26 protein-coding genes and 2 pseudogenes are annotated in these 24,863 nt (G+C 59.4%); 21 read left to right on the forward strand and 7 right to left on the reverse strand.

Annotation, left to right across the window (positions count from 1 at the left end):
* The 6 genes and pseudogenes from AB5Y47_RS00980 to gloA form a co-directional block, all read left to right on the forward strand.
* A pseudogene (locus AB5Y47_RS00980) lies at positions 1–443 on the forward strand (electron transport complex subunit RsxC); the annotation flags it as partial.
* 3 nt (positions 444–446) lie between these two features.
* Complete coding sequence (gene rsxD, locus AB5Y47_RS00985; RefSeq protein ID WP_010674314.1) at positions 447–1,499, forward strand: electron transport complex subunit RsxD; 1,053 nt, start codon at positions 447–449, stop codon at positions 1,497–1,499.
* A gap of 43 nt (positions 1,500–1,542) precedes the next feature.
* Positions 1,543–2,175: an electron transport complex subunit RsxG gene (gene rsxG, locus AB5Y47_RS00990; protein ID WP_221366390.1), complete on the forward strand. Its 633-nt coding sequence runs from the start codon at positions 1,543–1,545 to the stop codon at positions 2,173–2,175.
* A gap of 16 nt (positions 2,176–2,191) precedes the next feature.
* Positions 2,192–2,950 carry an electron transport complex subunit E gene (locus tag AB5Y47_RS00995; RefSeq protein ID WP_010674312.1) on the forward strand — a complete coding sequence of 253 codons (759 nt, stop codon included), beginning with the start codon at positions 2,192–2,194 and terminating at the stop codon, positions 2,948–2,950.
* Positions 2,951–2,964: 14 nt separating this feature from the next.
* Positions 2,965–3,606, forward strand: a complete 642-nt coding sequence (gene nth / locus AB5Y47_RS01000) for an endonuclease III (protein ID WP_005302279.1) — start codon at positions 2,965–2,967, stop codon at positions 3,604–3,606.
* 77 nt (positions 3,607–3,683) lie between these two features.
* Positions 3,684–4,091 carry a lactoylglutathione lyase gene (gloA, locus tag AB5Y47_RS01005; RefSeq protein ID WP_010674310.1) on the forward strand — a complete coding sequence of 136 codons (408 nt, stop codon included), beginning with the start codon at positions 3,684–3,686 and terminating at the stop codon, positions 4,089–4,091.
* Positions 4,092–4,160: 69 nt separating this feature from the next.
* Here the strand turns inward: gloA and AB5Y47_RS01010 are convergent, their stop codons facing one another.
* Entirely contained in the window at positions 4,161–5,792 is a 1,632-nt protein-coding gene (locus AB5Y47_RS01010) for a methyl-accepting chemotaxis protein (protein ID WP_368219615.1), read from the reverse strand.
* 295 nt (positions 5,793–6,087) lie between these two features.
* Between AB5Y47_RS01010 and AB5Y47_RS01015 the strand changes: the two genes are divergently transcribed.
* The 15 genes and pseudogenes from AB5Y47_RS01015 to AB5Y47_RS01085 all read left to right on the forward strand — a co-directional run bounded on the left by AB5Y47_RS01015 (position 6,088) and on the right by AB5Y47_RS01085 (position 19,212).
* Complete coding sequence (locus AB5Y47_RS01015; protein ID WP_041212823.1) at positions 6,088–7,017, forward strand: ZIP family metal transporter; 930 nt, start codon at positions 6,088–6,090, stop codon at positions 7,015–7,017.
* Positions 7,018–7,040: 23 nt separating this feature from the next.
* Positions 7,041–7,157, forward strand: a pseudogene (locus AB5Y47_RS01020) (ZIP family metal transporter); the annotation flags it as partial.
* A 142-nt stretch (positions 7,158–7,299) separates the two neighbouring features.
* Positions 7,300–8,058: an ABC transporter substrate-binding protein gene (locus AB5Y47_RS01025; protein ID WP_041215436.1), complete on the forward strand. Its 759-nt coding sequence runs from the start codon at positions 7,300–7,302 to the stop codon at positions 8,056–8,058.
* Between the two features lie 100 nt (positions 8,059–8,158).
* Positions 8,159–8,851, forward strand: coding sequence for a 5'-methylthioadenosine/S-adenosylhomocysteine nucleosidase (mtnN, locus tag AB5Y47_RS01030; RefSeq protein ID WP_010674306.1), 693 nt, complete (start codon positions 8,159–8,161; stop codon positions 8,849–8,851).
* A gap of 26 nt (positions 8,852–8,877) precedes the next feature.
* The gene (locus tag AB5Y47_RS01035) at positions 8,878–9,810 is read left to right on the forward strand and encodes a cobalamin biosynthesis protein (protein ID WP_368219617.1); all 933 of its coding nucleotides are present in this window, start codon (positions 8,878–8,880) and stop codon (positions 9,808–9,810) included.
* Between the two features lie 61 nt (positions 9,811–9,871).
* Positions 9,872–10,642: a cobalamin-binding protein gene (locus tag AB5Y47_RS01040; RefSeq protein ID WP_368219622.1), complete on the forward strand. Its 771-nt coding sequence runs from the start codon at positions 9,872–9,874 to the stop codon at positions 10,640–10,642.
* Positions 10,643–10,743: 101 nt separating this feature from the next.
* On the forward strand, positions 10,744–11,748 hold the full coding sequence (gene pseB, locus AB5Y47_RS01045) for a UDP-N-acetylglucosamine 4,6-dehydratase (inverting) (protein ID WP_202042712.1): 1,005 nt from the start codon (positions 10,744–10,746) through the stop codon (positions 11,746–11,748).
* The gene (gene pseC / locus AB5Y47_RS01050) at positions 11,745–12,887 is read left to right on the forward strand and encodes a UDP-4-amino-4,6-dideoxy-N-acetyl-beta-L-altrosamine transaminase (protein ID WP_323579737.1); all 1,143 of its coding nucleotides are present in this window, start codon (positions 11,745–11,747) and stop codon (positions 12,885–12,887) included. Before pseB ends, pseC begins: the two co-directional genes overlap by 4 nt.
* Positions 12,878–13,723: an aldo/keto reductase gene (locus tag AB5Y47_RS01055; RefSeq protein ID WP_323579736.1), complete on the forward strand. Its 846-nt coding sequence runs from the start codon at positions 12,878–12,880 to the stop codon at positions 13,721–13,723. The genes pseC and AB5Y47_RS01055 overlap by 10 nt, the downstream gene beginning before the upstream one ends.
* Positions 13,720–14,475, forward strand: a complete 756-nt coding sequence (locus AB5Y47_RS01060) for a glycosyltransferase family protein (RefSeq protein WP_323579735.1) — start codon at positions 13,720–13,722, stop codon at positions 14,473–14,475. The genes AB5Y47_RS01055 and AB5Y47_RS01060 overlap by 4 nt, the downstream gene beginning before the upstream one ends.
* Complete coding sequence (locus AB5Y47_RS01065; protein ID WP_323579734.1) at positions 14,472–15,761, forward strand: aminotransferase class III-fold pyridoxal phosphate-dependent enzyme; 1,290 nt, start codon at positions 14,472–14,474, stop codon at positions 15,759–15,761. Before AB5Y47_RS01060 ends, AB5Y47_RS01065 begins: the two co-directional genes overlap by 4 nt.
* Before the next feature lie 45 nt (positions 15,762–15,806).
* On the forward strand, positions 15,807–16,916 hold the full coding sequence (gene pseG / locus AB5Y47_RS01070) for a UDP-2,4-diacetamido-2,4,6-trideoxy-beta-L-altropyranose hydrolase (RefSeq protein WP_323579732.1): 1,110 nt from the start codon (positions 15,807–15,809) through the stop codon (positions 16,914–16,916).
* Between the two features lie 14 nt (positions 16,917–16,930).
* Positions 16,931–17,482 carry a UDP-4-amino-4,6-dideoxy-N-acetyl-beta-L-altrosamine N-acetyltransferase gene (gene pseH, locus AB5Y47_RS01075; RefSeq protein ID WP_113070439.1) on the forward strand — a complete coding sequence of 184 codons (552 nt, stop codon included), beginning with the start codon at positions 16,931–16,933 and terminating at the stop codon, positions 17,480–17,482.
* Positions 17,483–17,485: 3 nt separating this feature from the next.
* Complete coding sequence (gene pseI, locus AB5Y47_RS01080; RefSeq protein WP_323579729.1) at positions 17,486–18,535, forward strand: pseudaminic acid synthase; 1,050 nt, start codon at positions 17,486–17,488, stop codon at positions 18,533–18,535.
* 11 nt (positions 18,536–18,546) lie between these two features.
* Positions 18,547–19,212: a class I SAM-dependent methyltransferase gene (locus AB5Y47_RS01085; RefSeq protein ID WP_323579727.1), complete on the forward strand. Its 666-nt coding sequence runs from the start codon at positions 18,547–18,549 to the stop codon at positions 19,210–19,212.
* A 74-nt stretch (positions 19,213–19,286) separates the two neighbouring features.
* On the opposite strand, the gene AB5Y47_RS01090 is transcribed toward AB5Y47_RS01085, so the two are convergent.
* From AB5Y47_RS01090 to AB5Y47_RS01115, 6 genes are all read right to left on the reverse strand, one after another.
* Entirely contained in the window at positions 19,287–21,392 is a 2,106-nt protein-coding gene (locus AB5Y47_RS01090; RefSeq protein WP_151027609.1) for a 6-hydroxymethylpterin diphosphokinase MptE-like protein, read from the reverse strand.
* Complete coding sequence (locus AB5Y47_RS01095) at positions 21,392–21,664, reverse strand: hypothetical protein (RefSeq protein WP_151027608.1); 273 nt, start codon at positions 21,662–21,664, stop codon at positions 21,392–21,394. The genes AB5Y47_RS01090 and AB5Y47_RS01095 overlap by 1 nt, the downstream gene beginning before the upstream one ends.
* 50 nt (positions 21,665–21,714) lie before the next feature.
* Complete coding sequence (gene fliS, locus AB5Y47_RS01100; RefSeq protein ID WP_042015966.1) at positions 21,715–22,137, reverse strand: flagellar export chaperone FliS; 423 nt, start codon at positions 22,135–22,137, stop codon at positions 21,715–21,717.
* Positions 22,138–22,157: 20 nt separating this feature from the next.
* Positions 22,158–23,555 carry a flagellar filament capping protein FliD gene (gene fliD / locus AB5Y47_RS01105; protein ID WP_162183356.1) on the reverse strand — a complete coding sequence of 466 codons (1,398 nt, stop codon included), beginning with the start codon at positions 23,553–23,555 and terminating at the stop codon, positions 22,158–22,160.
* Between the two features lie 31 nt (positions 23,556–23,586).
* Positions 23,587–24,045, reverse strand: coding sequence for a flagellar protein FlaG (locus AB5Y47_RS01110; RefSeq protein ID WP_225315744.1), 459 nt, complete (start codon positions 24,043–24,045; stop codon positions 23,587–23,589).
* A 41-nt stretch (positions 24,046–24,086) separates the two neighbouring features.
* Positions 24,087–24,863 (reverse strand): flagellin (locus AB5Y47_RS01115; protein WP_368219621.1); only part of this gene is annotated, 777 nt, incomplete at its 5' end.

Here is a 24,863-nt window from a genome sequence, read left to right on the forward strand (position 1 = left end):
CATCCGAACCCGCCGCAGAGGTGGACCCCAAGAAGGCGGCCATTGCCGCCGCCATCGCCCGGGCCAAGGCCAAGAAGGCTGCTCAGGCGCAAGGTGATGGGCCTGTGGTCGCGGGGGAGACATCCGTGAACACAACCGAACACGCCGTTGAGGCCTCGGCCGCCGCATCCGAACCCGCCGCAGAAGTGGATCCCAAGAAGGCGGCCATTGCCGCCGCCATCGCCCGGGCCAAGGCCAAGAAGGCCGCCCAGGCGCCGGTGGTCGCGGGTGAGACATCCGTGAACACAAGCGATAACGCCGTTGAGGCCCCGGCCGCCGCATCCGGACCCGCCGCCGAGGTGGACCCCAAGAAGGCGGCCATCGCCGCCGCCATCGCCCGGGCCAAAGCCAAGAAGCTGGCGGCCGAGGCTGCCTCCTCCCCTTCGACCGACAAGAGCCACTGATCCATGTTCAATATCGCGAGTGCGCCTTTTGCCCACAACCGCAAACAGACCCAGACCCTGATGGTGCTGGTGATCCTGGCCTGCCTGCCCGGCTTCCTGGCGCAGACCTGGTTCTTCGGCTGGGGGACCCTGATCCAGATCCTGCTGGCGCTGGTCACGGCCCTGGGTTCGGAGGCCCTGGTCCTTCGCCTGCGCGGCCGCCCCGTCAAACCGGCCCTGCTGGATGGCAGCGCGGCGCTCACCGCCGTGCTCATCGGTCTCTCCCTGCCCCCCTTGCTGCCCTGGTGGATGCTGGTGCTGGGCACGGCGTTCGCCATCATCATCGCCAAGCATCTCTATGGCGGGCTCGGTCAGAACCTGTTCAATCCTGCCATGGTGGCCTATGTGCTGCTGCTGGTCTCCTTCCCGGTCCAGATGACCAGCTGGCTGCCCCCCTCCAGCATCGCCGCCTACGACATCGGCTTCGCCGATGCGGCCTCGGTGATCTTCACCGGCTTCAGCCTCGACGGCTACAGCATGCTGCAGCTCAAGCAGGGGGTGGATGGCCTGACCATGGCCACGCCGCTGGATACCTTAAAGACCGGGCTGACCCAGGGGCTGACCGCCACCGAAGTGATGACCCACAAGGTCTTCGAGGGCTGGGGTGGCATCGGCTGGAGCTGGGTCAACCTCGGCTACCTGCTGGGAGGCCTCTTCCTGCTCCAGCAGAAAGTGATCAACTGGCGCATTCCGACTGCCGTGCTGGGCGCATTGCTGCTCGCTGCCACCCTGGGCTATCTGGCTACCCCGGATGCCACCGCCACCCCCATGCTGCACCTGTTCAGCGGTGCCACCATGCTCGGGGCCTTCTTCATCGCCACCGATCCGGTGAGTGCCAGCACCACCGCAAAGGGGCGCCTCGTCTACGGTGTGCTCATCGGCGTGCTGGTCTATGTCATCCGCCGTTTTGGCGGCTATCCGGATGCCTTCGCCTTCGCCGTGTTGCTGGCCAACCTGTGCGTTCCCCTGATTGACAGTCTGACCCGCCCCAAGGTCTATGGAGCCCGTCGCAAATGAACCCCCATCTGAATTGCCGCAGACGCGAGACAGGGAGCCTCCCATGTTGAAAAGCATGCGCAAGAATGGCCTGACCCTGGCCCTCTTTGCCCTCGGCTGCACCGCCATGGTGGTGCTGACCAACGAACTGACCCGGGATCGCATCGCCCACCAGCAAGAGCTGGAGAAGCTGCGCACCCTGCAGGCCCTGCTGCCCGAGGGGAGTTATGACAACGATCTGGTGGCCAGTTGCAAGCTGGTCAGCAGCCGGGAATACCTGGGCAGCGATGAGCCCATGCCCCTCTATACCGCCACCCTCAAGGGGGTGCATACCGGCTACGCGCTGGAAACCGTGGCCCCCGATGGTTACAGTGGAGCCATTCGCATGGTGGTCGGCACCGATGCCAAGGGGGCCGTCAGCGCGGTCAGGGTGCTGGCCCACAAGGAAACCCCGGGGCTTGGTGACAAGATAGAGCTGAAGAAATCCAGCTGGATCGAAAGCTTCATCGGCAAGTCCCTCACGGCCGACAACGACACCACCTGGGCGGTGAAGAAGGATGGCGGCGAATTCGACGCCTTCACCGGAGCCACCATCACCCCGCGGGCCGTGGTCAAGGCGGTGAAAAATTTGCTGAGGCTGCAACAGGAGCACCCCGAACTGCTGCACGATGCCCCCTCCTGCCATACCAACCCCTAACGCCGGAGCACACGCTATGGAACAAGTCGACGTGATTGACACGGCCAGCCAACCCGCCGGGGAAAGTGGCCGCCGCGAAGAGCTCAAGGAGCTGATGCTGCAGGGACTGTGGAAGAACAACCCCTCCCTGGTGCAGGTGCTGGGGCTCTGCCCCACCCTGGCGGTCTCCTCCACCTTTACCAATGCGCTGGGGCTCGGCCTTGCCACCATGGTGGTACTGGTCTGCTCCAACCTCGCCGTCTCACTGGTGCGCAACTGGGTGCCCAAGGATATCCGCATCCCGGTCTACGTGATGATCATCGCGGCCCTGGTGACCAGCGTGCAGCTGTTGATGAACGCCTACACCTACGGCCTCTATCAGGCGCTCGGCATCTTCATCGCCCTCATCGTCACCAACTGCGTCATCATCGGCCGTGCCGAAGCCTATGCCTCCAAGAACCCGCCCCTGCTTGCCGCCCTCGACGGCTTCATGATGGGGCTGGGCTTTACCCTGGTGCTGCTGGTACTGGGGGGCCTTCGCGAGATCATCGGCATGGGCACCCTGTTTGACGGTGCCGAGCTGCTGCTGGGTGACTGGGCCAAGTCATTGCGCGTCGAGCTGTTCCACGCCGACGCCAGCCTGCTGCTGGCGATCCTGCCCCCCGGCGGCTTCATCGGCCTCGGTTTGATGATCGCCGGCAAAAACGCCATCAACGACTGGATGGGCCGCAAGCAGAGTGCCGAGAAGGCCCACTGCACCGTGCCGGCGGCGGGCGCCCGCACTACCCAGCTCTGAGACAAGAGAGAGCCATGAACAACCAGAAACGCAGGCTGATCCTGGAGCGGTTGCGCGATGACAACCCCCATCCCACCACAGAGCTCAACTTCACCACGCCCTTCGAGCTGCTCATCGCCGTGCTGCTTTCGGCCCAGGCCACCGACGTGAGCGTCAACAAGGCCACCGACAAGCTCTATCCGGTGGCCAACACCCCCCAGGCCATGCTGGATCTGGGGGTGGACGGGGTCAAGGAGTACATCAAGACCATCGGCCTGTTCAACACCAAGGCCGAGAACGTCATCAAGACCTGCGCCATTCTGCTGGAGCGCCACGGCGGCGAGGTGCCGGAGAATCGCGAGGCCCTCGAGGCCCTGCCCGGCGTCGGCCGCAAGACGGCCAACGTGGTGCTCAACACCGCCTTCGGCTGGCCCACCATCGCCGTCGACACCCATATCTTCCGGGTCTCCAACCGCACCGGCTTTGCAGTGGGCAAGAACGTCGATCAGGTGGAGGAGAAGCTGCTCAAGGTGGTCCCCGCCGAGTTCAAGCTGGACGTGCATCACTGGCTCATCCTGCACGGGCGTTACACCTGTCTCGCCCGCAAGCCCCGCTGCGGCTCCTGCATCATCGAAGATTTGTGCGAATACAAAGAGAAGGTCTATCCCGAGAGTTGATCTGCAGGCCTCTGCGGATCCGGTCTCGGGCCATGGATTCAAGGCAGTACCAATCCACCAACCCGGAGAATTGAGCAATGAGAATTCTGCATACCATGTTGCGCGTCGGCGATCTGCAACGTTCCATCGACTTCTACACCCGAGTGCTGGGCATGACACTGCTGCGCAAGAGCGAGAACAGCGAATACAAGTACACCCTGGCCTTCGTCGGCTACGGCGACGAGAAGGATGAAGCCGTCATCGAGCTCACCTACAACTGGGGCGTGAGCGAATACGAGCTCGGTTCCGCCTATGGTCACATCGCCCTGGAAGCGGACGACATCTATGCCACCTGCGAGGCGCTGCGCGCCGCCGGCGCCAAGATCACCCGCGAACCGGGCCCGGTGAAGGGCGGCACCACCGTCATCGCCTTCGTGGAAGACCCGGACGGCTACAAGATTGAGCTGATTGCCAAGAAAGACGCCGGTACCGGCCTGGGCGCCTGAGCCCACGCCGCCTGGCGGTGAGAAAAACAACGGGGCCCAGGGCCCCGTTTTCATTGGCTGCGGCCACCGTCAGGCCAGGCGGAAGCGCCCCATGCTCTGGCGCAGACCCGCCGCCAGCTGGCTAAGCTCCAGACAGGCTTTGGCGGTGTGATCCGCGCCGGTCGCGACCTCGTTGGAGGAGTCGTTGATGCGCGCCACGTTGCGGCCCAGCTCATCGGAGACCGCATCCTGCTCGCCACAGGCACTGGCAATCTGGATCGCCATGTCGGCTATCTGGGCCACCGCCTCTTCAATCTGACGAATGCCCGCGCTGGTGCGTTCGCTCTGGCTCACGCACTGGCGGATCATCTCGCAACTCTGGCCGGTCACCGACTTCGCCCGGTTGGCACGGGCCTGCAGGGTCTCGATGATGGCGACGATTTCGCCGGTGGAGGCCTGGGTACGCCCCGCCAGGGTGCGCACCTCGTCGGCCACTACCGCAAAGCCGCGCCCCTGCTCACCGGCACGGGCCGCCTCGATGGCGGCATTGAGTGCCAGCAGGTTGGTCTGGTCGGCAATGCCGCGAATGACATCCACCACCAGGTTGATCTGGGCGGACTCTTTCTCCAGTTCACTCACCAGGTTGCCCGCCTGCTCCATCTCACCGGCCACCCGGGTGATGGCATCCAGTGCCCCCTGCACATCCTGACTGCCGCGACGAGCCAGGGCATTGGCGGAGCTTGCCGACTCCGAGGCCACCTCGGTGTTGCCCGCCACATCCGCTACCGTCGCCTTCATCTGGGCCATGGCGGTGGCGACCTGGGCTATCTCCTGCTGCTGGCTCTGGATCCCCTGGGATGATTGCTCGGAGACCGCGCTCACCTCCTCGATGGCGGCCCCCAGCTGGGTCACGGCGGCGGCCACCTCCTCGATGAGCCCACGCAGGTTGTCCTGCATCTTGAGGGAGGCGCTGGCCAGCATCCCCAGTTCGTCCTGCCCGATGTGCTGGCGATCCAGCCGATGGGTCAGATCCCCCAGGGCGATGGCATTGGCCTGGGCCACCACGGCTTGCAGGGGCAGACAGATCTGGCGGGTGAGGAACCAGGTCATGACCCCCATGAAGATCAGCAGGGTCGCGATGCTCACCACGGCAAAGGTCATCACCATGGTGACGCTGCCAAGCAGACTGCCACGGTTCTCTTCCACAAAGCCAAGATTCACCTTCACCAGGGCACGCACCGCCAGCTCCAGCTTGGTGTAGAGTCCGTTCGAGCGAAACAGCGCCTCCCTGGCCTCATCCCTGCTGCCCTGGAACAACAGGGCATCCACCTGGTTGACGGCCCCCAGATATTGCAGCCACTGCTGCTTGACGCGGTTGAAGGCCTGGCGTTCATGCTCGGCCCCCACGGTTGCCTCGTAGGCATCCATGACCTGCTGCACCTTGCCCAGGCTCTCCTGGATGCGGGCGCGGCGAACCTGCCTGTCGACGGCATCTTCCACCATCAGCAGGGCAAACTGGGCACGGCGCACATAGGAGACGTCATAGAGCAGGTTGTCCACCGAGAGCACGCTTGGCAGGGTGGAGTCGGTGAAGTTCAATACCCGATCCCGAATGTCCCGCAGTTCGGTGGCGAGAAACAGGCCGAAGACGGCGTTGATGACGGCAATGACCGCAAAGACGGCGGCAATCTTCTTGCCGATGGAGAGATGCTTGTAAGACATGTTGGCTGGTGATCCTCGACTGCAGATGTGCAGTGACACAATGATCACATCCGTGTAAGCGGTGACCCGAGACTCCTGACGGGAAATGACGATGGGAGCGAAGAGAGGGGATCCCTTGCTTCCCGCTCGCCCCACGCCGGGCCTTGTGCCCGCCACGAGGCTGCCAGCACAGGAGCGACCAGCTCGACGCAAAACTTGAGCCGATTGCCACAATCGGTCCGTCGTCATGGACAAAGCAGGGGCCAGGTTATGTAATGGCCGCTCGTCTCTCCCCATTCCTGTCTTCAGAGGCCCCATGGACAACGTATCGACCCTCTCCCCTTCCTGGTCTGTCCAACTGCGCGAGCAGATAGCAGATCGCCCCCTCATCGCCCTGGGGCTGCTGCTCGCCCTGGTCGCCGTGCTGCTGCTCCTGGTGCAGAGTCTCGTCATGCTGGCAGCAGGAGAGATCACGGCCGGGGTACGCTATGGCCTCATTGGCGGCGCTGCGGGTTTTGCCGCCACGGCGCTGGGCGCCCTGCCTGCCCTGTTCCTGCGCGCCGTTCCCCAACGGGTGGAAGATGCCATGCTGGGGTTCGCCGCCGGCATGATGCTGGCGGCGAGCGCCTTCTCCCTGCTGCTGCCGGGGCTCGAGGCCGCCGAGGGGATCACGGGTGACGGCTTCCTCGCCGCCGCCGTGGTGGTGGCCGGTATGACCCTCGGGGTGCTGCTGATGCTGGGACTGGATCAATTCACCCCTCACGAACACGACAAGACCGGCCCCTGTGGTCCCGGCCATGAGAGCTGCTCACGGGTCTGGCTGTTCGTCTTCGCCATCGCCCTGCACAACCTGCCCGAAGGCATGGCCATCGGGGTCAGCTTCTCCCAGGGGGACATGACGGTGGGACTGCCCCTCACGACCGCCATTGCCCTGCAGGACATTCCCGAAGGACTGGCTGTAGCGCTGGCCATGTGCGCAGCCGGTTTTCGCCCGCCGGTGGCCGTGCTGGTTGCCATCGGCAGCGGCCTGCTGGAACCGCTCGGCGCCCTGCTCGGGGTCGGACTCGCCAGCGGCATGGCCATCGCCTACCCCATCGGCCTCGGGCTCGCGGCTGGTGCCATGCTGTTTGTTGTCTCCCACGAGGTGATCCCGGAAACCCATCGCAACGGCCACCAGACCCACGCCACCCTGGGTCTCATGGCGGGCTTCGCCCTGATGATGACACTGGATACAGCCCTGGGGTGAGACGCCGATGCCCCATGCAACCCGTGGTCTCCCACGAGGTGATCCCGGAAAACCATCGCAACGGCCACCAGACCCACGCCACCCTGGGCCTGATGGCGGGCTTCGCTCTGATGATGACCCTCGACACCGCGCTCGGCTGATCACCCCCCTCAAGCCCCGTGCTCCCGGTGACGACAGCGCGCCCCCCTTGAAATAAGAGGGGGAAATCGCCTAATGTTGAGCCCCCGGCGCCCTTTGACTGGTTGATGTACGGCGCCTGAATCCCATCGGAAGCCTGCCCGGATGACCCTCAGGATAATCCTGCTGCTGTGTCTGCTTGTCCTCACCGCCAGGGCCATTGGCGCCACCGAGGTCTTTCATACCGCCGCGCAGCAGGCGTCGTCCCCCAAGTACGTGACGCTCCCCGACGGGCATGTCGGCGGGATCTGCGTCGATCTCTTCCGGCTCATGGAAGCAAGGGAGCCTGCCCTTCGCATTGAGGGAGATCAGCGCTTCCTGCCGCTGCGACGGCTGGAAAAGAAGGTGCAGCACGGCCAGCTGGACTTCATCTGCGGCGTGGGAGAGAGCCCGGCCAGGCGGGATCACTTCATCGTCCTGACCCCCGCCATCTTCACGGTGCGCTACCACCTGGCGGTGCGCCGTGACGATCCCGTCGAGATACGCAGCTGGCAGGATGTCAGGGCCCTCGGCCAGGGGGGCATCATCCTCATCAACCATGGCAGCGGCGCCATCGCCCGGCTCCAGGACATCGGCGGCCTCATCATCGACAGCGGCGGGATCAGCAACCAGGCCAACTACGAGAAGTTGTTGATGAAGCGCGGCCGTTTCGTCTACTACCGCTCCCCGGGGTTTGAGTCCGACTTGCGCGAACAGGGGCTGGCCGACAAGATCCGCATCCTCCCCACCGTGATGGAAGAGACTCCCTTCTACATCCTGTTCCATCGCCACAGTGCCCCCGAGCGCCTGACCCTGTTCGCCAACACCCTGCAACGGCTCGCAGACAGTGGTGAACTGGCCGCCCTGGCCAGACGCTACCCCTGACCCCCCATCCGCGCCATCGCAATGCTCGGCGCCACCGCCAAGTTTTGCTATCATCCACGCCAACTTTTTCGGCCCAGCGGCCATCGAGACGAGGTAGATGATGAAAGTAGGTATTATCGGCGCCATGGAGCAGGAAGTGGCCCTGCTGCGCAGCCAGCTGAGCGAGCCCACCACCCTGCAACTGGGCGGCTGCGAGTTCTATCAGGGCAAGCTGGCCGGTAAAGAGGTGATCCTGACTCGCTCCGGCATCGGCAAGGTCGCCGCCAGCGTCGCCACCAGCCTGCTGCTGGAGAAGTTCGCTCCCGATTGCGTCATCAACACCGGTTCCGCCGGCGGCTTCGCCCAGGATCTGCACATCGGTGACGTGGTCATCGCGAGCGAGATGCGCTTCCACGACGTGGACGTGACCGCCTTCGGTTACGAAATGGGCCAGATGGCCCAGCAGCCCGCCGCCTTCCCCTGCGACGAAAAACTCATTGCCCTGGCACAGGCCTGCATTGCCGAGCAAGGCAAGCACCAGACCAAGGTCGGGCTCATCTGCACCGGCGATCAGTTCATGTGCAAGCCGGACGCCATCGCGAAAGCCCGTGCCGACTTCCCGCAGATGCTGGCGGTGGAGATGGAAGGAGCCGCCATCGGCCAGGTGTGCCACATGTTCAAGGTGCCCTATCTGGTGGTACGGGCCATGTCGGACATCGCCGGCAAGGAGCAGGTGGAATCCTTCGATGCCTTCATCGAGGTGGCGGGTCAACATTCCGCCGAAGTGATCATCGCGCTGCTCGGCAAGCTGTGATCGACGCCCCCTCCTGGGATGCCCTGATGACCGCCCTCGCCTCCACGACGGCGGCCATCATGGTGGGGGCCGCCCTGCTGGAGGCCCTGCTGCCCTGGCCCGCACGCTTTCGACCCGGCGCAGCCGTGCCTCTGCTCACCCGCCTCGGCCAGAAGGTCTATCGCCCCGACGGCACGACACGCCAGCAGAGCCAGGCCGGGCTCCTTGCCCTGCTGGTGGTCTGGGTGCCCTGCGCTGCCGGTCTCTGGGCGGTGCGCAATCTCTCCCTGTCCGAGCCCCTGTTCGACCTACTGTTCCTGCTGCTGATGCTCGAATCCCGCCCCTTGCGGGAACTCGCCCGGGGGAGCTGCGCCCTGGCGACCCAGGAGACGCTGGTCGTAGCGAGGCTGCAGGTCGCCCCCTGGCTCAAGCGGGAAACCGGCAAGCTCTCGGTGATGGGGTTGAACAAGGCGGTGAGCGAGACCTGCGTACTGCGCATCGTGGGTCAGTGGGCCGCCCCCCTGCTGGGCTTCGCCCTGGCCGGGGTACAGGGTGCCCTGCTGGTGCGGCTCGCCCAGTTGACCCATCTGGCGTGGAACCCCAAGCAAAGCGCGTTCGTCCACTTCGGCCACCCGGCTGCGGCGCTCTATCAGGGTTTCTGCGCCCCCGCCATCCTGTTGCTGGCGCTCCCCCTGTGCCTGACCCAGGTGCGCGGACTGGGCAACAGAGTGCGACCTGCGCTGCATTGGCCCCATCCCGCCATGGGGGTCCTGCTCGCGCTGCTGGCCCGGGCGACGGGCCGCCGACTCGGCGGCCCCCGCTACTATCAGGGCCAGCTGGTGCGCTTTCCGGTATTTGATGAAGGGAGCGAACCCGATGCCAACCTGCCCCTGCGCCTGCTGCAGCGTCTGCAACTGACCGGCTGGGGCTGGCTCGGGCTCTCGCTGCTCCTGACATGGATGGCGCTCAATCATGGCTAATCGCGTTTCCCTTCGTGCCCTGGGCCTGTTTGTCTGCCTGCTGGGCACCTCACTGTGCGCCATGGCCACCCCGCCGCAGCGCATCGTGAGCCTCACTCCCCATCTGACGGAACTGCTGTTCGATATCGGCGCCGGGGATCGCGTGGTCGCCACCGACGATGCCTCCGATTACCCCGCCGAGGTGGCCAACCTCCCCAGGGTGGCCAACTATCGCAGCATCAACCTCGAGGCGCTGCTGGCCCAGAAGCCGGATCTGGTAGTGGCCTGGCGCTCCGCCCAGGCCCGCATGCTGGGCCCGGTCGAGCGCCTCGGCATCCCCGTCTTTTACTCGGAGCCCACCGACTTTGCCTCCCTGGCCACCGAGATGCGCAGCCTGGGGCACCTGCTCGGGCTCACGCCCAGAGCCGACGAGCAAGCCCGCGCCTATCTGACCCGGCTCGACGTCCTGGCTGCGCGCTACGGCGAGCCCAAGCCCCTGTCTGTCTTCTATCAGCTCTGGTACCCGCCGCTCACCAGCGTCAATAATTCGACCTGGCCGGGGCAGGCCATCACCCTCTGCGGCGGACGCAACATCATGGCGACGGCGGGAGCAGCCTACCCCCAGGTCGGGCTGGAGCAGGTGATCAAAGCCAATCCCGGGCTTATCCTGGCTGGCGGCCGGGATCCTTCCGTGCTGGATCACTGGCGGCAGTGGCCCATGCTGGACGCCGTCAAACACCAGCGGCTCGCCCTCATCAACGCCGATGAACTGCACCGCTTCACCCCCCGCGCCCTCAACGCGGTGGAGCAGATATGCGAGGCGATCGCCGGGGCCAGCACGCCAACTCTTTGATGGCGCCTGCATCACGGCGATGCTGTCTCCCATATCGTGGGTTATGGCATAAAATATGCTTTTGAATCTAACAGACACTCACTTCATAACGGGACCATGACATGTTCAACGGCAAAACGATCCTGATCACCGGGGGAACCGGCTCCTTTGGCAAGAAGTTCATCGAGGCTGTCCTCTCCCTCTACACGCCGAGCCGATTGATCGTCTACTCCCGTGATGAACTCAAGCAGTTCGAGATGCAGCAGCGTTTCAATCACCCCTGCATGCGCTATTTCATCGGTGACGTACGGGATGCCGAGCGCCTGGACATGGCCATGCACGGCGTGGACTTCGTGGTGCATGCCGCCGCCCTCAAGCAGGTGCCTGCCGCCGAATACAACCCCATGGAGTGCATCAAGACCAACATCCATGGTGCGGAAAACGTCATCAAGGCGGCCCTCAACAACGGGGTCGAGAAGGTGATCGCCCTCTCCACCGACAAGGCGGCCAATCCGGTCAACCTGTATGGCGCCACCAAACTCTGCTCCGACAAGCTGTTCGTCGCCGCCAATAATATGGCGGGCAAGCACCCCACCATTTTCTCCGTGGTACGTTATGGCAACGTGGTCGGCTCCCGGGGCTCTGTGGTGCCCTTCTTCGATCGCCTGATCAAGGAAGGGGTCAGCAGCTTGCCCATTACCCATGCCGAGATGACCCGTTTCTGGCTCACCCTGCAACAGGGGGTCGAGTTCGTGCTGACCAACTTTGCCCGCATGAAAGGGGGGGAAGTGTTCGTTCCGAAGATCCCGTCGGTACGCATCACGGATCTCGCCAGCGCCATGGCGCCGGACTTGCCCCAGGAGATCATCGGCATCCGTCCGGGCGAGAAGTTGCACGAGGTGATGTGTCCGGCTGACGACTCCTACCACACCTATGAATTTGACGACTATTACGTCATCGCTCCCAGCATCACCTTCACCAGCCGAAACAATGACTTCGCCGTCAATGCCCTGGGTGACACCGCGGTGCGGGTCGAGCACGGCTTTGAATACAATTCCCTCAATAATCGCCACTTCCTGTCGATAGAGGAATTGAAAGTCATGAATCAGCAGGTGCTCGCCGAATGATCCCCTATGGACGCCAATCCATCACAGATGAAGATATCGAAGCCGTCGTCGCCGTGCTGAAGTCGGACTACCTCACCCAGGGTGAGGCGGTCCCCGCCTTCGAACAGGGATTGGCCGACTACTGCCAGGCTCCCCACGTGATCGCCTGCAGCAACGGCACCACGGCCCTGCACCTTGCCTGCGCCGCGCTGGCGCTGGGCGAACAGGATTGGGTCTGGGTATCCGCCATCAGTTTCGTCGCCTCCGCCAACTGTGCCCGCTATTGCGGCGCCCAGGTGGATTTCGTCGACGTGGACTCCGCAACCGGCAACCTCTGCGTGACGGCGCTGCGCGAGAAGCTGCAACAGGTTCAGGGCAGCGCTCGTCAGCCGAAAGCCCTGGTCGCCGTGCATCTCGCGGGCCAGCCCTGCGATCTCGCCGAGATAGGCGCCCTGTGCCGAGAATATGGCGTGTCCCTCATCGAAGATGCCTGCCATGCCCTGGGAGCCTGTTATCAGGGAGAGCCCATCGGCAGTTGTGCCCACAGCGACATGACCGTCTTCAGCTTCCATCCGGTCAAGCCCATCACGACCGGGGAAGGGGGCGCCGTCACGACTCGCAGTGCCGAGCTGGCCGCGAGGCTTCGTCTCTATCGCAGCCATGGCATCACCCGGGATCCGGCGCAGTTGACCGTCGACACTCCGGGGGGCTGGTACTACGAGCAGCAGGTACTCGGCTTCAACTATCGCCTGACCGACATCCAGGCGGCGCTGGGAAGCAGCCAGCTCGCCCGCCTGCCGCAGTTCATTGACAGGCGCCGGTTGTTGGCTGCCCGCTACGACGAGCTACTGACCCGACTGCCGGTCGAGCCCTTGCACCAGGGGCATGACAGACTCAGTGGCTACCACCTCTATGTGATCCGGGTGCAAGACCGGGATGAGGTGTTTGCCCGCCTGAGAGACGCCGGTATCGGCGTCAACGTGCACTACATGCCCATTCCGGCCCAGCCCTATTACCGTGATCTCGGCCACGACCCCGCCAACTATCCCGGTGCCCAGACCTATTATCGACAAGCCATCAGCCTCCCCCTGTTCCCCGGCCTCTCCCTGGCCGAGCAGGATCAGGTCGTTCAGACCCTGGAGTCGGTGCTATGCGCCTAGCACTGGGTACGGTCCAGTTCGGGCTCGATTACGGCATCAGCAACCGCGCAGGCGAAGTGCAGGATCAGGAGCTCGACGCCATTCTGGCCCTGGCCCGCAAGCTGGGGGTGAATACCCTGGACACGGCCCAGGCCTACGGCAAGGCCGAGGCGAGGCTCGGGATGTGCAACACCGCCGACTTTCAGGTCATCACCAAGCTCTCACCCAATATCGATGCCGCAGATCTGACCCCCTCTTTGGAGGCCAGCCTGCAACGACTGGCTCGCCCCAGTGTCGAGGGCTTGCTGCTGCACCGCAGCCAGGACGCCAGTCCGGCCCTGTTCGAGCGGCTGGCAGAGCTGCAGCGACAGGGCAAGGTGGGCAAGGTGGGCGTCTCTGTCTACACCCCCGAGGAGCTGACGCGTTGGCTCGAGCAGGGTTATCCCCTGGAGCTGGTACAGCTCCCCGCCAATCTGCTCGATCAGCGTTTTTTGCGCGCAGGCTGGTTCGACCGGTTGCAGGCCATGGGGTGTGAAATCCATGTGCGCTCCCTCTTCCTGCAAGGCCTGTTATTGATGCAGCCAACCCTTCGTCCCCCTTATTTTGACGCCTTCAGCGAACCGCTCTCGCGACTGGATGGGTGGCAGCCCCATCTCTCCCTCCTCCACAAGGCGCTTGCCCTGATCCCGGCCCTGCCCCAGGTGAGCCGCTTCGTGGTAGGCGTCTGCCACGCACACGAGCTGGCAGCGATTGCATCTGCCTATGACCATCTGCATCCTGCTCAGGACGCCGAACTGGCAACCCTCGCCTGCGACGAGCCGGCCCTCATCAACCCTGCCATGTGGAGAACATCATGATCCTCGGGATCCTGCAGGCCAGAGCCAACTCCAGCCGACTGCCTGGCAAGGTGCTCAAGCCTCTGCTCGGCGAGCCCATGCTCGCCCGCCAGATAGAACGGCTCAAACGTTCCGCCAGGCTGGATCAACTGGTGGTCGCCACCAGCGATCAGCGCGAGGATGAGGCCATCGCGGCGCTTTGCGCCAAGCTGGACGTGCCCTGTTTCCGTGGCCCGCTGGACGATGTGCTGCTGCGTTTTCATCTCGCGGCCCAGCCCTTTGGGCCCAGCCAGATTGTCAGGCTCACCGGGGATTGCCCCCTCGCGGATCCGGCCCTTATCGACGAGCTTGTCGCGCTTCATCTGGACGGTGGCTACGACTACAGCAGCAACTGTTGGGAGCCCAGCTACCCGGATGGGCTGGATGCCGAGATCTTGAGTGCCGCCACCCTCGATTTGCTCGCCGAACGTGCGCACACCCTGACCGAGCGTGAGCATGTGACCTACTACATCCGCCAGCATGCGGATGCGTTCAAGATTGGCACATTGAGTCGCACCCCCAGCCTCGCCCACCTGCGCTGGACGGTGGACGAACCCGCCGACTTCACCCTGATCGAGCAGATATATCAGCGTCTTTACCCGTCAAACCCAGCCTTTGCCACCGACGACATTCTCGTCCTGCTGGCTCGTGAGCCGCAGTTGGCAACCCTGAACACTCAACATCAACGCAATGAGGGGCTGGCGCGATCGCTGGCCAAGGAGAACCACTCATGACCTCACGGTATCAGCATTCACTGACCCTCTCAGCCCGGGCCGAGCAGAGCATTCCCTTAGGGTCCCAGACCTTCTCCAAGAGCCGCCTCTGCTTCCCCTACGGCGCCGCCCCGCTCTTTATCGAGCGCGGCCAAGGTGCCAGAGTGTGGGACGTGGATGGCAACGAGTATCTCGACTTTGCCAGCGGCCTGCTCGCCATCAGCCTGGGTTACTGCGATCCGGAGGTGAACCAGGCCGTGATGCAGCAGCTCAACCTGGGCTCCATCTTCTCCCTGCCCCACCGTCTTGAGACCGAGGTCGCCGAACAGCTGATCGAGCTCATCCCTTGCGCCGAGATGGTGCGCTTTGGCAAGAACGGCACCGATGCCACCTCCGCCTGCATCCGCCTCTCTCGCGCCGTCACAGGGCAAGAGCGGGTCGCGGTCTGCGGCTACCACGGCTGGCAGGACTGGTACATAGGCTCCACCACCCGCCACCTGGGGGTGCCCGAGTGCGTACGCGAGCTGACCCATCGCTTCGACTACAACGATCTGGCCTCCCTCAAGGCCCAGCTGGAAGCCCACCCCGGTGAGTTTGCCGCCGTGATCCTGGAGCCCATGAACGTCGCCTGGCCCGCCCCGGACTTTCTGCCCGGTCTGCGACAGCTGTGCGACGAGCACGGCGCCCTGCTGGTCTTTGACGAGACTATCACAGGTTTTAGAAATCATTTAGGAGGCGCCCAGACCCTGTTCGGGGTGACCCCGGATCTGGCCGCCTTCGGCAAGGGGATGGCCAACGGCTTCCCCATCTCCGCCGTAGTGGGCCGCCGCCAGTACATGCGCCGCATGGAGGACATCTTCTTCTCCGGCACCTTCGGCGGCGATGCCATCGCCCTGGCGGCGGCCAACGCCGTGATCGGCAAGATGCGTCGGCTCGACGTGCCCACTCGCCTGGCCGAGCGGGGCCAGCAACTGCTCGATGGGCTCAACGCCCTGTTGCAAAAGCTGGATGCCCCAGGCTGGCTGCAAAGCGCCGGCCACCCCAGTTGGTGTTTCTTACTGACAGGTGATTCAACCAACCACACAAGCTGGCAGTTAAAGAGCTATTTAATGCAGGAGCTGTGCAAGCGTGGCATCCTTAGCCTTGGCAGCCACAACCTGAACCTTGCCCATAGTGAAGAGGACATTCGAACCCTGCTGGCCGTCTATGCAGAAGTCCTGCCGGAGCTTATCCGTCTGGACGCGAGCAAGGCCATCCATCAGGCTCTGGATGGCGAGCCTATCCAGCCGGTATTCAAGGTGCGCTGAGTGCAACCAGATATGCCGCAGACTCAACGCACAGCATCGGATAGCATGAGGCTAGACGGCCAGCGGATTGTTTTTCGTACCGATGCATCGCTGGAGATCGGTTCAGGCCATGTAATGCGCTGTCTGACCCTAGCCGATGCATTGAGTGAGAAAGGGGCTGAGTGCTGGTTTATCTGCCGTGCGCATCCAGGACACCTGGCTGAGCTTATCCGTACCCGTGGGCACCACTGCCATCTGCTTGACACAGTCGCCGAGCCAGAACAAGGCTCTGTGGACATATCCTCACCTGCACATGCGAGCTGGCTTGGATGCAGCAGGATGCTGGATGCTGCACAAACCCATGTAATTCTGGCCGAGATGTGTCCAGCATGGTTGATTGTCGACCACTACGCTCTCGACGCCCACTGGGAAAGCAGGCTCCGTAATTATGTCGGTCGAATCATGGTGATCGATGACCTTGCGGATCGTCCTCACGATTGCGATCTGCTGCTCGACCAGAATCTGGGCCGCCAGCTCGATGACTACCGAAAGCATGTCCCACCCGGTTGCCAACTCCTGATCGGCCCACGCTATGCATTGCTTCGCCCAGAGTTTGCTGAATTACGAGAATACTCTCTAAAGCGGCGCCAGCGTCCGGTGTTAAAACAGGTTCTGATCACTATGGGGGGTGTCGACAAGCTTAATGTAACTAGCCAAGTGTTGAATGCATTACGCTGTGCCCCCTTGCCTGACGATTGTCGGATCCTTGTAGTAATGGGACCAAAGGCCCCATGGCTAACACAGATTGAAGATCTCGCTGCAACTCTACACTGGCCAACCGAAGTACTGGTTAATGCTAACAATATGGCGCAACTTATGGCGAGTAGTGACTTGGCGATCGGTGCTGCGGGTAGTACATCTTGGGAGCGATGCTGTCTCGGTTTACCTACATTGATGATGATAATTGCAGACAACCAACAAGAAGCAGCACACAATTTAATGTCGGCTGGAGCGGCTGTGTGTATGCAAGAAAGAAATATGGAAAAAAACATTACACATTGGGTTAATGAATTTATTACAGCACCAGGAACTAGCACTGCAATGACAAGTTGTGCCAGTAGTATTACAGATGGTTTAGGAGTCTGGTTAGTTTCAGACAAAATAATATCTACTTAAATGGGAATTTTGCCATGGATTCTCTTGGTGTATTACGAAATGTTAGAGAAAATGAACTTGATATAATGCTCGCTTGGCGTAACGAGCAAAAAGTAAGAAGTAATATGTACACTCAGCATATTATTTCGCGTGAAGAGCATTATTCTTGGTGGGAGAAAACTAAACTCCGTCAAGACCAAAGATATTATATGTATGAATACGAAGGGCAGCCATGTGGCATAACATCATTTAACAATATAGACTTGAGTAATAAAAATTCAGCCTGGGCATTTTACACAGCACCTTCAGCACCGAGAGGATCTGGAGCTAAGATGGAGTTTCTGATGCTCGACCTAGCATTCATTACGCTTGGCTTACACAAACTATACTGTGAGGTATTAGAGTTTAATCGCCCTGTAATTACTTTACACCACAAGTTTGGCTTTGAAACTGAGGGGGTTTTTAAGGATCAGCGCTTTACTAATGGAGAGTTTATCAACGTTCATAGACTGGCTATTTTAAAAACCCAATGGGAATCCAATAGAACTGCTCAACTAGAAAGAATAACAGCATTCAGGAGCAGATAGCATATGAAACCAAGAATATTTATTAATGATGTTGGCATTGGTGTTGATTTTCCTCCATATGTGATAGCAGAAATGTCTGCTAACCATAATGGCAATCTAAATAATGCATTCCGCTTAATTACAGAGGCTAAGCATGCTGGTGCTAGCGCTATAAAATTACAGACTTATACAGCAGACACCATTACTCTTAACAGCAATTCCCCAGAATTTCAAATCCATGAAGGGCTTTGGCGCGGTAAGAGTCTTTATCAACTTTACCAAGAGGCTCAGCTACCTTGGGAATGGCATGCTCCCTTATTTCAGCATGCCCGTAAAATCGGTATTACAATTTTCAGCTCTCCTTTTGACACCACCGCGGTAGATCTCCTAGAAGAGCTCAATGCGCCTGCCTACAAGATTGCTTCTTTTGAAGCAATTGACCTACCATTGATCCGCTATGTCGCAAGCACAGGCAAACCCATGATCATATCGACGGGCATGGCAAACGCGGAAGAAATTGAAAATGCGATTGAGGCGGCGAGAAGTGGTGGCTGCAAAGAATTAGCCATACTTCACTGTGTCAGTGGTTATCCTGCTCCGGCTGAAGATTACAACTTGCGCACCTTGCTAGATATGCAGCAGCACTTCGGATTAGTGACTGGGTTATCCGATCATACGCTCGACAATACAACAGCTATTGCCAGTGTTGCCTTGGGAGCATCGGTCATTGAGAAACATTTTACTCTGGATCGCAATGGCGGTGGTCCTGACGATAGTTTTTCGCTGGAGCCGACAGAATTAAAGCAACTATGTATTAGTGCCAGAACAGCATGGTCTGCACTGGGTCAAGTGGATTACAGCCGAAAATCCAGCGAAGTGGGAAATGTAAAATTTCGGCGCTCTCTCTATTTTGTCAAAGACCTGCAGGTGGGAGAAACCATCACGGCAGATGCGGTGCGCAGTGTACGTCCTGGCTTTGGATTGGCGCCCAAATATCTTCCTGATGTGATAGGAAAAACTGTTACTCAACCTATATTGGCAAACACGCCGGTAAACAACGACGTTTTTAAATAATGGAAGGGCATATGCATCAGAAGAAGGTCTTCATGGACCACGAAGGGAATGAGTGGTATAAGCGCAACAAGGCCGCCATCCTCGATAAATCTCTGGCAAATGATCCCATCTTCAAGGCGCTGGCGTATCTGGGCTGCAAACCTGCCAGGATTCTGGAGATAGGGTGCGCCAATGGCTGGCGGCTAGCGCAGCTGGCCGAGCACTACGGTGCCCGATGCTATGGGGTGGACCCTTCGGCCAGCGCCATTGAAGACGGGAGCACACGCTATCCCGGGTTGCACCTTGCAGTCGGAACGGCCGACAGTCTGCCCGATATAGAACCTGTCGATCTCATCATCTTCGGCTTCTGCCTCTATCTGTGCGATCCCCAAGACTTGTTCAAGATTGCCGCTGGCAGTGATGCGCTACTGGCCGATCGGGGCCTGATGACCATACTGGATTTCAACCCGCCGGCCGGACATTATCGCAACGACTATCAACATCATGCCCATTTATTCAGCTACAAGATGAACTATGGGGAGCTGTTTGGTTGGCATCCGGGTTACCACCGTCTGTTTGAACATGTACAGCATCACGACGGTAGCGCAGAAATGGAACCGGATGCCTTAATCTCCGTGCAAATCTTGCGAAAGGATGCAAGGTTGCTCGCAGCGCAGAACCCCTATCCAAAAAGATAAAAAATACCGACCTCTGGGTCGGTATTTTTCTTCGTGCAAGGCTCATGGCTTGTATAACCCCTTCCGGGGGAGATTCACACCTTGCTACCCGCTTTTTTTCTGAACAATGCCATCACTTCGTTATCTATCATGTCCACACTGTCGAGTGCTCTTGGATACATCGCCTTCACCTTCCCGAGGAACTCCAGCCACAACGCGATGGCGGGCTTCATCAGTTGCAGGGTTTTCTCTTCACCTTCGAACGAATAGAGAATGGAGCTCAACAGCGTAAACACATAGTTCATTGAGCCGACCATGGTCTGGGTAATATGCTGCTGCCGTGTGGCTGCAATCTGGGCGAGGTAACCAAAGTTGCGCAACATCAACTGGTTCACTTCGTTGCGCGACGCGAACGGCTGCTGCCATTCCTCCATCATCTTGTCGATGAAAATATTGAAGAACTCGACATCGAGCAGAGAAGAAAAGTCTTCTTTGGACAGCGGAATGGGGGCGCACAACGATGCGATCTCTCCCAGCAACGCCGTCTTGTCAACGCGCTGGGAGAAGCTGATTTCAACGCTGGGCAAGGCTCTGGCATGGGTTATTTTGGCGCCATCGCTACAGTTGAAACACTGTACATCGGGATTGGCCGCCAGTGCTTGCTCCATGACATGGCGGGAGGTATCAAACATGGCGTTGCTGATGACCATACCGCCAAAATTCCCTTCTCGCCGCCATTGGCTGTCGCCATACATCATCTCACCCAGGGTTCCGGCACTCTCTTCATTGTTGTAGTAAGAGCTGAGCCGGGAATGGTGATGCCCCTTATGCTTGTACCCATTGTCCAGACCGAAAAGATAAAGATGCTTGAAGCCAAGGTGGATGGGAGCACTGACACCGATGTTGCCGACCAGGGGGTTCACCCCCCCCAGGGCCGCACAAGGTTGTAAACCGGGGAAATAATTTCGATAAAGCACAACGCCAGGTTCACTGAGTTTGAATGCGAGTGCCGAGGTATTGAACAGCGTCGCGCAGTCAGGATGAATGACATCGGTACTCAGGAACAGCACATCGCGCAGATATTCAGGATCATCCAGGTTCACCAGGAAATCATAAACGACCTTGGTTCTTTCCGTCTCGACGTGAATATCCGGTTTGATGCCCACTTTGTGCAAGGCAGAAATGGCGCTGCCACACGAAATGATGATGGCTTTGTCTTTGTTCTGTTCTATGACAGCAATGGCATCATCCAGAGACGGGCCATTGGCGACGATGAAAACAGGGGTTCGTTGATACTGGGGCGAGACCCGTCGATCTTTTTGCAGGAACGGGACTCCGCGCTCGATGTTGTTGATGGTGTGAGACAGGGCGATCAGATTGTCGTCAAAGAACCCCCACCCCATCACCAGCAAGAAATATTCTTGCTGCACCTTTTCGATCAGCTTCTTGATCTTTTCATTCTGATAGCCCCACATGATGAATGCATTGGCAATCAGGAAGGAACCACGGCTGTGAATGGCAGAGGCGAAATCCTTGACGATGCTCTCTTCATCCTGTCCCAGCAGGATCTGCATCCCCAGGTTCTCCTGATGCAGGTAATCGAGCAAAGGTGCCCAGTCGAAGCAGTACAAGGAGGCGTAAAAGAGATCCAGATCCGGCTCGAAGAGGAACAGAGTGCCGATCTTGCACCTTTCATAGAGATAGCCAAGGTGGTACCCGAGGCCGACGCCAAACACCAGGGCGCTGGGGACCTCATTGGGTACATGTTCGAGCTGGGTCTCCGTCTCAGAAATATCGTCAAGGTAAGCATTCAGCTTGTTGAGATACTCGACATGCATAAAGCCAAGGGGATTCGCCTCCTGGCTGAAGGAGAACTTGGACAGGCCCCCTTTCTCCATGAACTCGGTGACCAGGGTCTCACAGATGAGGTAGGGTTCGTTGCCGTAGACGGCAACGCCATCGTCTAGCCACTCAAGATTGGGTTGACCATTCTCGTTGCAGAAAAACCTGAACGGGCGAGCGGGTTGGTAGCGCTCATAGGTATCGGCGATATGGGGAATATATCGACGGAAAGCCGCCATATTCTGTTCAAATCTCAGCGGCAACGCCACTGCCATGGCGGCTTCCTGTTCCGCCTGCTGCTGGAGTCGCAGTGCATCCTGCTCAGCTTGCATCAGGGCGGAATCGACATTGAGCGACATCAGAACTCCTTGCTGTTCACACGATAGGCCTGACCGGCCTTGCTGGCTCTTCCGAACAGGGTCAACTGTTCGAAAATGGCATGATGATGAGTGGCGGCCAGGTTTTTCATGGCCTCTTCCTGAACGGACAATCTGACGGCCAGAGCGGCTACCGCCTGTTGCTCTGCCGCATCGCCGCTGGCCAGCGTGACCAGCTTATCGATCAAGACAAGCCTGTCATCCATGCATTGCAAGGCATCATCATATTGCTGCTGCCGCAACAGCGTCTCCATGAGGCGGGCATTCTCGTCCAGTGCCTCTTCGAGCACGGCAAGCCTGGAGCTCACAGCTCACCCAACTGCTGTCTCATCTGATAACCCTGGTGTTTTTCGGATTCAGGCAGTTGATCCCAGCCTGACTTGATGGTCAGCATTAGAGTCATCACTTCATCAAGAGGCGCCGTATCCCGGTTCAGACTGGCATCCCATACCCGTTCATCCATATAGGCGTAAAGCCCATACAGATCCTCCGCCATGCGCCCCTGGCTCATGTCCAGCGCATCCTGCAACCCGTGAAGCAATCCTTGTGCCTTGGAGACGGCAGTGGCTTTGGCCTCCATGTCATTGCGCTCAATGGCTCCCTTGGCTTGAGCCAGTCGCTCCAGGCAGCCCTGCATCATCAACTGGATGACACGGTGAGGGTCTGCAGTGGCCAGATCGGCCGCCAAATTACCCGCTGTATATGCTTTGATATTGCGCTTGTACATAATTCAACACTCTCGATCTATCAAGACTTCTGATAACTCGTCTGCAATGTTGCCAATGCAGAAGCAGAACTGTTCATCTTGACCAACAAGGCATCCAGACTGCCGTACTGGGCGCGCAATGCCGCTTCATACTTCGTCAACTGGGCATTGGCCGTCGACGTTTTTTGGGTCAGCGCACGCAAATCCGAATTCAGGACATCTTCTCGTTGCGCAAGCATGCCGCCGCTCTTGGTATATTCTTTCAGGCCGGAATTCAAGGTAGATGCCAGCCCCTTCTCTCCCCCAAACAGGGCCACCACCTGATCGAAGTTCTTGTCGACAGCTTCCCCGAACTTCGTCTTGTCGAGGGACAGTTTTCCCTTGTTGTCCATCTTGATGCCAATCTCAAAGACGGTGGAATAAGTACCGCTGTTCTGAGAAGGGCTGACCAGCAGGTTGCTCATGAAAGACTCGATCGCTCGGGTGGTGGAATCCCCGGCCAGAGCACCGCCATCGTCCTGCTTCACACCACCCACGAAGGTGTTGCGTTTGCCCAGGGAATTCATCTTGTCTTGCAGAGTGTTGTAACCATCCACGAACTGCTGGACAAGCTCCTGAATGGAGGTCTTATCGGTCGTGATATCGACCTTGTTTGCCTTGAGATCCCCCGCACTGTCTTTATCCGACACGCGAAGTACCGTCACCTTGAGATCCTGAATGGAATCATCAAAGGTGTTTGTATCACTCTTGAGGACGTTGCCATCCACGTTAATCTCGGCACTGCTGGCTGCCCGGGTCTGGCTCATCACACCGCCACCGGCTTCGAAAACCCCTAGCTCGGCGTTATCGCCGGTGATGGTCAAATCCTTGCCGTCTCCCGAGATACCGGAGTCGATCACCAGCTTGGCCTTGCCATCAGCCGTGTTTACGATGTTGACACTCAGACCGAAATTATCGCCATTGCTGTTGATGCTTTTACGGATATCTTGCAGGGTGTCCCCAGCCTTCACATCAACCTTGAACGTCTTGTCACCCGCCTTGAAGGTCAGTTGCCCATCCTGAGTCGCCAGAGGGGTGGTCGAACTGTCGAAGATCCCCTCCTGGCGGCTCGTTTCCGCCAACTTATTGACGATGATGTTGTATTGACCGTTGGAAGCACCAGACTTGCTCTCCACCTTCAAAATGGGGTCATCTTTGCTCTGGGTGATGTTGATGGCACGTTTGTTGAACGCACCTGGCGCACTCAGTTTATCAAGAATGTCGGTAAAGGCAGAGATGGAGGATTTCAGCTGACCGATACCGGACAAGGAGATCTGGGTACTGTTTTGCTTGGTAATGATCGGCTGTTGCAATTGGGCTTTTTTCGCTGCCACACTCGCCGAGATCACACTTTCAAGATCGAGTCCAGACCCCGCCCCTGCTGAAGTAATTGCCATCACATCCTCCTGTCTATCGACTTAAAATATCAGGTCACACCTGGCCATCGAACAACAGCCCGGAGAGACTTGGCAGGGTGTTCCCTGCCTGCTCCATGGCCTGCAACCTCTTGTTCATCAAGAGCATTTCTTCACTCGGGATCTGTCGGATAACCTGTTTGGTATCCACATCAATGACCTTGATGACCGGCTGCTCCAGCTCGGGAACCAGACTGAAGTTGATTGTCCATCCCTTCATCTTGCTCAAGTTGTCCAAGCGTTCTTGCAATTCTTGGGCCTGTTTTTCTATATAGGCCTTGTCAATGCTCGGCTTGACTGCCTTGATGTGTGTCGGTGGCTCCTGCGATGCCTTGGCTGCCGACTCGACGCCTTTCTGTTCGGCCACATCATGTCCACCCGCAACGGATGAAGAAGCAGGCATGGCGGCCTGAGGGCCGCCATGTTGAGTTAGCGTCGAAGAAACAGAAGGCATGGCTATCGATTCATTGCCCATCTGCTGCTCCTCATATCAATGGTGTTGACGTTACGGCCCGCTTAACCCAGCAGTTGCAGTGCAGACTGCGGACGCTGGTTGGCCTGGGCCAGGATGCTGGAAGCCGCCTGTTGCAGAATGTTCTGCTTGGTCATGTTGGCGGTTTCTGTCGCAAAGTCTGCATCGCGGATACGGGAACGTGCTGCGCTCACGTTTTCCGAGATATTGGCCTGGTTACGAATGGTGGAGTCCAGACGGTTCTGCACCGCACCCAGCTCTGCACGCTTGCTGTCCACTACTCCCAACATGGCATCAGCAGCAGCCAGAACCTGTTGAGCACCATTCTGAGTGCTAATGCTGATAGAGCTACCGGCAGCAAAGATGGCGGTAACGTTGATGGCTGTACCAATGACAGTACCTACATCCACCGTCGTGTTGGCTGCAGCCGCAATGCCGGAGATGCTGAAACCGTCAGCCTGGGAGAGGCTGAAACCGATGGTTTGGTTGGCATCCGCACCAACCTGGAAGCTGCCACTGTAGTTGCCATCCAGCAATTTGGTACCGGCAAAGGTGGTGTCTTTGGAGATACGGTTGATCTCCGCCCCCAGCTGATCCACTTCCTTCTGCAGAGCTTCACGATCTTTGGCGGAGTTGGAGCCGTTGGCAGATTGTTGCGCCAAGGTACGCATGCGTTGCAGCATACCTGTCACTTCGTCCATGGCCCCTTCAGCGGTCTGCGCCAGCGAGATGCCATCGTTGGCGTTGCGGTTGCCCTGGTCCAGGCCGTTTACCTGGGAGGTCAGACGGTTGGAGATCTGCAGACCCGCCGCATCATCCTT

Origin of the sequence: Aeromonas sp. R7-2 (assembly GCF_040908105.1) — a bacterium.
In the GTDB taxonomy this organism is placed as follows: Bacteria; Pseudomonadota; Gammaproteobacteria; order Enterobacterales; family Aeromonadaceae; genus Aeromonas; species Aeromonas caviae.

Coding starts and splice junctions, on each gene's coding strand:
- pseC (WP_323579737.1), top strand. CDS start 11,745: ATGATCCCCTATGGACGCCAATCCATCACAGATGAAGATATCGAAGCC.
- pseB (WP_202042712.1), top strand. CDS start 10,744: ATGTTCAACGGCAAAACGATCCTGATCACCGGGGGAACCGGCTCCTTT.
- fliS (WP_042015966.1), bottom strand. CDS start 22,137: ATGTACAAGCGCAATATCAAAGCATATACAGCGGGTAATTTGGCGGCC.
- AB5Y47_RS01065 (WP_323579734.1), top strand. CDS start 14,472: ATGACCTCACGGTATCAGCATTCACTGACCCTCTCAGCCCGGGCCGAG.
- rsxD (WP_010674314.1), top strand. CDS start 447: ATGTTCAATATCGCGAGTGCGCCTTTTGCCCACAACCGCAAACAGACC.
- gloA (WP_010674310.1), top strand. CDS start 3,684: ATGAGAATTCTGCATACCATGTTGCGCGTCGGCGATCTGCAACGTTCC.
- pseH (WP_113070439.1), top strand. CDS start 16,931: ATGGATTCTCTTGGTGTATTACGAAATGTTAGAGAAAATGAACTTGAT.
- AB5Y47_RS00995 (WP_010674312.1), top strand. CDS start 2,192: ATGGAACAAGTCGACGTGATTGACACGGCCAGCCAACCCGCCGGGGAA.
- AB5Y47_RS01060 (WP_323579735.1), top strand. CDS start 13,720: ATGATCCTCGGGATCCTGCAGGCCAGAGCCAACTCCAGCCGACTGCCT.
- AB5Y47_RS01025 (WP_041215436.1), top strand. CDS start 7,300: ATGACCCTCAGGATAATCCTGCTGCTGTGTCTGCTTGTCCTCACCGCC.
- AB5Y47_RS01035 (WP_368219617.1), top strand. CDS start 8,878: ATGACCGCCCTCGCCTCCACGACGGCGGCCATCATGGTGGGGGCCGCC.
- AB5Y47_RS01015 (WP_041212823.1), top strand. CDS start 6,088: ATGGACAACGTATCGACCCTCTCCCCTTCCTGGTCTGTCCAACTGCGC.
- pseI (WP_323579729.1), top strand. CDS start 17,486: ATGAAACCAAGAATATTTATTAATGATGTTGGCATTGGTGTTGATTTT.
- rsxG (WP_221366390.1), top strand. CDS start 1,543: ATGTTGAAAAGCATGCGCAAGAATGGCCTGACCCTGGCCCTCTTTGCC.
- AB5Y47_RS01040 (WP_368219622.1), top strand. CDS start 9,872: ATGGCCACCCCGCCGCAGCGCATCGTGAGCCTCACTCCCCATCTGACG.
- AB5Y47_RS01090 (WP_151027609.1), bottom strand. CDS start 21,392: ATGTCGCTCAATGTCGATTCCGCCCTGATGCAAGCTGAGCAGGATGCA.
- pseG (WP_323579732.1), top strand. CDS start 15,807: ATGAGGCTAGACGGCCAGCGGATTGTTTTTCGTACCGATGCATCGCTG.
- nth (WP_005302279.1), top strand. CDS start 2,965: ATGAACAACCAGAAACGCAGGCTGATCCTGGAGCGGTTGCGCGATGAC.
- AB5Y47_RS01095 (WP_151027608.1), bottom strand. CDS start 21,664: ATGGAGACGCTGTTGCGGCAGCAGCAATATGATGATGCCTTGCAATGC.
- mtnN (WP_010674306.1), top strand. CDS start 8,159: ATGAAAGTAGGTATTATCGGCGCCATGGAGCAGGAAGTGGCCCTGCTG.
- AB5Y47_RS01055 (WP_323579736.1), top strand. CDS start 12,878: ATGCGCCTAGCACTGGGTACGGTCCAGTTCGGGCTCGATTACGGCATC.
- AB5Y47_RS01085 (WP_323579727.1), top strand. CDS start 18,547: ATGCATCAGAAGAAGGTCTTCATGGACCACGAAGGGAATGAGTGGTAT.
- AB5Y47_RS01110 (WP_225315744.1), bottom strand. CDS start 24,045: ATGGGCAATGAATCGATAGCCATGCCTTCTGTTTCTTCGACGCTAACT.
- AB5Y47_RS01010 (WP_368219615.1), bottom strand. CDS start 5,792: ATGTCTTACAAGCATCTCTCCATCGGCAAGAAGATTGCCGCCGTCTTT.